The organism is Rhabdochromatium marinum (genome assembly GCF_016583795.1).
In the GTDB taxonomy this organism is placed as follows: domain Bacteria; phylum Pseudomonadota; class Gammaproteobacteria; order Chromatiales; family Chromatiaceae; genus Rhabdochromatium; species Rhabdochromatium marinum.
Window position 1 is genome coordinate 1 of the sequence record NZ_NRRS01000125.1, and the last position, 5,149, is coordinate 5,149.

Annotated in this window: 6 protein-coding genes and 1 pseudogene; 2 read left to right on the plus strand and 5 right to left on the minus strand. The window is 56.7% G+C overall.

Features of this window, described 5'->3' with window-relative positions; all coding sequences use genetic code 11:
• Positions 1-132, plus strand: a pseudogene (locus tag CKO36_RS18445) (IS481 family transposase); the annotation flags it as partial.
• On the opposite strand, the gene CKO36_RS18450 reads toward CKO36_RS18445, so the two are convergent.
• On the minus strand, positions 129-1,046 hold the full coding sequence (locus CKO36_RS18450; RefSeq protein ID WP_200286374.1) for a hypothetical protein: 918 nt from the start codon (positions 1,044-1,046) through the stop codon (positions 129-131). The pseudogene CKO36_RS18445 and the gene CKO36_RS18450 overlap by 4 nt on opposite strands.
• 119 nt (positions 1,047-1,165) lie before the next feature.
• Here CKO36_RS18450 and CKO36_RS18455 point away from each other — a divergent pair, with 119 nt between their 5' ends.
• Positions 1,166-1,906, plus strand: coding sequence for a sulfite exporter TauE/SafE family protein (locus CKO36_RS18455; protein ID WP_200286375.1), 741 nt, complete (start codon positions 1,166-1,168; stop codon positions 1,904-1,906).
• A 50-nt stretch (positions 1,907-1,956) separates the two neighbouring features.
• Here the strand turns inward: CKO36_RS18455 and CKO36_RS18460 are convergent, their stop codons facing one another.
• From CKO36_RS18460 to CKO36_RS18475, 4 genes are all read right to left on the minus strand, one after another.
• Complete coding sequence (locus tag CKO36_RS18460) at positions 1,957-2,877, minus strand: bile acid:sodium symporter family protein (protein ID WP_200286376.1); 921 nt, start codon at positions 2,875-2,877, stop codon at positions 1,957-1,959.
• Between the two features lie 166 nt (positions 2,878-3,043).
• A complete protein-coding gene (locus tag CKO36_RS18465) occupies positions 3,044-3,670 on the minus strand; it encodes a diheme cytochrome c (protein WP_200286377.1) in 627 nt (208 codons plus the stop codon).
• A gap of 32 nt (positions 3,671-3,702) precedes the next feature.
• On the minus strand, positions 3,703-4,071 hold the full coding sequence (locus tag CKO36_RS18470; RefSeq protein WP_200286378.1) for a DUF1924 domain-containing protein: 369 nt from the start codon (positions 4,069-4,071) through the stop codon (positions 3,703-3,705).
• A gap of 12 nt (positions 4,072-4,083) precedes the next feature.
• Complete coding sequence (locus CKO36_RS18475) at positions 4,084-4,722, minus strand: cytochrome b/b6 domain-containing protein (RefSeq protein ID WP_200286379.1); 639 nt, start codon at positions 4,720-4,722, stop codon at positions 4,084-4,086.
• Between the last annotated feature and the right edge of the window lie 427 nt (positions 4,723-5,149).

Sequence of the window (5,149 nt, forward strand, 5' to 3'; positions counted from 1 at the left end):
CTCTATAATCAACACATCCCCCAACGCGCGCTCGGGCATGTCGCTCCCATTCAGGCATTGAAGCAATGGTATGAAAAGCAGCCGGATCTATTCGTAAAACGTCCTAACAATCTCCCGGGACTTGACAGTTAACGCTTGCTCGTGCGTGCCTCGGGTGGCAAATCAAACGCACGTTTCAGGGTTTGCCTTTCTACTGGAGTTAGAAACTTTTCTGCGAAGATGTCATTGGCGGCCTGGTAATACTCGATCATTTGGTCCATTTCCTGCGCAAACAATCCTAGGCCGGATGAACAGGTCTTGAATTGAGATGATAGCTTGGTGATTTCAGCGATGTAGTGCGCTCTGGTGACCGCTTGGCTGGTCATTTGTTCATCCATGATTTTGATTAATGGAATAAATTCCGGGAGCATGGACTGATTGATTTGGGTGTTTGCGGCACTCTGGTCATCGGTAATCTCAAGATTCAGATCGAGTATGCGGCACAGTTCCGCTACCACATCAGGATAGAGCCTCCTGTCGTAGAGTCTGACGATCAGATTAGCTGTGCCAAATAGTTCTTCCCAGGTGGTTATCCTGAGTTGGAAATTAAAAGCCTGTTTATGCAGCGAGATAAAATGTCCAAAATCGCCCAGTTCCTGATATGGTGTGTGTTTTAACTTCTCCAGGTAGGCAGAGAGTGCCAATTCAAGCTGAGAGCGCACAAAGAAAATAATTTTTATTTGCCAGTCCTGTTGACGCAATGCCCTGTGGGCCACTTCTATTTGCTCAGGACGCATGAAGCAAAACTGCTCGGAGGTGAGAAATCCGTGCTTGGCGTTGGAGGCCGCCAGTTCCTCCGCCACCAGGGTCCATTGGTGGTAAAGCGCTGCTTTATCCGCCGCATAATCCAGGTTGTTGGTCAGGTGATGATGACCTTCCCTCTCTTGCCACCAGCCGGTCTCCGGGAGATAAATCTCTGCATTCTTCTTAAAGTGCCGATAGGCAAATTGCTGAATTGCTGTAGAGCCGCACTTGCCGTATCCAATATGCAAAAAAACTGTGTTCATGCGCTTTGAGTTGAATCCACAACCATCATTCAGCTACCGGAACCGATCACCGTCTTGCCGTTCAGGCGCAGCAACAGCCAGAGCATGGGTTGGTTTGGTGTCAAGTGAGATAATACAGCATGTTACCGGTCATTGTAATTGTTTTTCTGTTAGCTTTTATATTCTCGATGCTGGGGCTGGGTGGGGCGATGCTCTACATCCCTGTGTTTCATTGGTTTGGTTTTGACTTCAAAAGTGTTGCCATTCCAACGGGATTGTTTCTCAATGGTGTCACCGCCTTGTCGGCTGCCGTTTCTTATGCGCGTAAAAGGATGGTGGATTTTACAGGCAGTCTGCCGATGGTGATCACCTCTTTGATAGCCGCACCACTGGGCGCCCGCTTAACGCATATCATTTCCGTCGATGTCCTGATGATGCTGTTTTCCATGGTGATGATGCTGTCAGGGGCGAAAATGTTACTCAGCTCCGGCAACGCCGAACCGACCGAACTGATCGCTTTCAAGCGGCGGATTATGCTGAGCGCTGTGGCCGGTTTGGGCATTGGGTTGCTGGCCGGGTTATTGGGTATTGGCGGAGGCTTTCTGTTTGTTCCTCTGCTGATCGCTCTTGGCTATCCCACCAAGAAAGCTGCTGCCACTTCTGCATTTGTTGTTGTTTTTTCATCCTTCTCAGGCTTTATCGGACACTTCGCTAACGGGCACTTTAATTGGCCGCTGTTAATCTACGCCTCAATTGCCGTGCTGCTTGCCTCTCAACTGGGGGCTTGGGTGATGAAGGAAAAAATGAAATCCAAATGGATTAAACAACTCTTCGGTATAGTATTGATCACGATTGCGGTGAAATTATCACTGGCATCGTGAAGCCTCCAGGCGACACCGATACTGAATTCGCTTGTTGTTTTGACTTGGCGCTAGCGTGCAGGCGGGCGGCGTGCCCAGACGGCCGCCAACAGTGAGCCACTCAGGTTATGCCAGATCGAGAACAGCGCTCCGGGCAAGGCGGCTGCGGCGGAGAAATACTGGGTGGCCAGCGCAACCGCGAGTCCTGAGTTTTGCATGCCGACCTCAATAGCCAGGGTGCGCGCGATGCGCTCATCATGGATAAGCCAGCGGGCAAGGGAGTAGCCGGCCAGCAAGCCCACGCCATTGTGCAAGATCACGGCAAGCAGCAAAAGCATTCCCGTCTGGGCAATCGAGGCCTGATTCAGCGCCACCACGATGGCGATGATAATGACGATGGCCAGCATGGAAACCAAGGGGAACAAGGTTTTGATGTGTGTCAGGCGCGGCCCGAGCCAAGTATTGACCGCCACGCCGATGGCCACCGGTGCCAACACCACCTTCAGCATCGACAAGAGCATGGCGGCGGCAGGAACCGGCACCTGGTGGCCAGCATAGGCCAGGGTGAGTGCAGGGGTGGCGAGGATGGCGATCAGGGTTGATAAGGTGGTCAGGGTGATCGACAGGGCCACATCACCGCGTGCCAGATAGCAGATCAGATTGGATGCCGTGCCGCCTGGACTGGCACCGAGCAACACCATGCCGGCGATCAGTTCCGGTGGCAGTTGTAGGCCAATGGCGATGACCCAGGCCGCCAGCGGCATGATGAGAAACTGCAAGGTCACGCCTAAGCCTACAGCGGTGCGCTGCGACCACACGGCGGCGAACTGGCGCCAGTCAAGCGTCAGCCCCATGCCCAGCATCACCAGGCTGAGCAGTGGCACAATCAACGGCTTGCCCGGCAGGAAAAACTGCGGCTGCCACCAGGCCAACCCAGCGCCCAGCAACGCCCACAGCGGAAAAAGTGTGGCGACAGAGGTTATGTGCAGCATTGAAAAACCGTGCCGGAGAAAAAGGGAGCGCAATCCCGTCTTGGCGGAGCGGATTCGTACTGCGGGCAATTATAGAATGGTCGGAGGCTGGGCTGTAGATTGTATGCCGTTCCGCGCGGCTGGGTGCGGCGCAGAGCGGCAGGGTTTGCACGTTGCGGGGTTTTGGTCAATCCTCCCAGCGACCGAAACCGGGAATGCTCACCTGATCCTCGTCATAGATGCCCGCCGCCGCGTCTTGATGGCACTTGTTGCATTGGCTGAAGCTGCCGACGTCCGGGTTCTCGACCACCAGGCGCGGTGGAATCTCGTCGTGCTTACGCTGGAAATAGGCTGTCATGGTAATGCGCGGCAGGGCGCCACCCGCGCTGGCATCAGCGCTGTCGGCAGTTGTTGCAGGCACGGCAAAGGCAAAGGCGCGTGCGCGTACCAGACGGGCTTGATCGGCGGCGTTGGCGCTCAGATACGCTTGCAGACGTTGGCGCGTGTCTTCGCCGAGGCTGGCATCGTCGCCATAGTGGTCGATGAGTGCATCCGCTGACAGGATGCGCTGCCACGCGGCGGCTGGCAGCAGTCCGGGTTGATAGGCCATGTGGCAGGCACCGCATTCTTCTGCATAGCGTGGGTTTTCGACGGGGGCGACATCGGGACGGTGCGGAATCCAGCCGTCATGCTCCTCGTCATGATGGTCTCGGTCCTTATGGTAATCGTCGGAATCGCTGATGGCCACACCGGCTGCTGCCAGGCCGATGAGGGTTGCGCCAACGATCATGGCATGACGTATTAATTTATTCATGATGTTTTCTCCTGATAGTGGCGAGCCCGGGGTTATTGTGTGCGGATATAGGCCAGGAAATCAGCCTTCTCGCTGGCGCTGCATTCACGCCCCAAGGTCCAGCGGCAGTTGCGGCGGAACCATTTCTCAATCTTGGCCGGGTCCGACAGGCGTGCCGCATTCACCGACGGTGTCATAGGTTCGATGACCTTGCCGGTGTTGACATGGCGTCCTGGCTGGGTCAAATCGGTGCCATGGCAGGTTGAGCAACTGCGCGCTGGCGCAGTGTCGCTGGGCCGATGTTCCGCGACCCAGGCCGCCTGGCCAGCCGCAGCATCGGCGGCCAGCAGCGGGGCGGGTTGCAGTGTGAGCAGGGAACTGGCCAGCGCCGCCAGCGTAATCGCGTGAGGAATTGATGGCATTGATGGCATGGCTCATGACCCCCGTTTGACGCCGGTGATCATGGCTTTGACCAGATTCTCGCGATGCAGCAGACTCGAGACCGCGACACCGAGCAGATGCAGCACCACCAGCGCCAGCGTGGCATTGGCCAGGAATTCATGCGTTTCCTCCAGCGCCTCGCCCCAGAATTCGGGCAGGCCGCGCATCATGGGCGCCAGGGGGCCGGCAAACTCCTCGGCACCATAGAGCGCTATTCCAGTGAGTCCGGTCGCCAGAATCGCAACGAGCAGCAGTACAATCATGGCACCGCCGGCTGGGTTGTGGCCGAGGTAGCGCGGCGCGTGCAGGCTGAACAGGTTCTTGAGATAGGCCAGAATTTGCGTCGGCCCGCGCACAAAATCACGAAAACGCGCATGCCGGGTGCCGATCAGTCCCCACAGCAGGCGGACACCGATCAGACTGAGCGCCAGATAACCGGCCCAGACGTGAATATCCAGGGCATGATCCTCGACGATATAGGCAGTCGCAAAGGCAGCAGCCAATAGCCAGTGGAAGCTGCGCACCAAAGGATCCCAGACGCGGATGGGGGGGCTGGCGGCTGAGTCGGAATTGGCCTCGACATCGACGCTAAGGTCGGGCGTCGGTGCAGTGGCAGTCGCATTGGTGGTCATTAGGATGTCTCCATTGTTGTGTTTCGCGTTGACCTGGTGCCAGCATAAGGGAGGGCGGCTGACGGTTCGCTGTCGCCCCTTGTCAGCGAACTGTCAGCTTTCACTAAGGCACAATAGGCGCCGTCAACTACCCCGCCCTGAAGGGCGGAGCTTGTGAAGACAAGCTGGGTTGACCAGGGAAAGCGGTGAAAACCCGCTGCGTTTGCAACAGGTCGCCAAGACCCACTCCGGAATGCTTCCTCAGTTCCGGACACTGGAAGATCAGGATCATGCGGGCGAAAGGTAAAGCGCCGAAGGTTCTGATCGCCGCCGCGAGGCGGGAGCCGGTTGCAGACTTTTCCGAGGGGAGCGAGCCGCGAGGCTCCGTCACCAGGCCCGTAAGGGCAGGAATTGAAATGGCTGTCTTTGTTCTCGACAAACAGAAAAA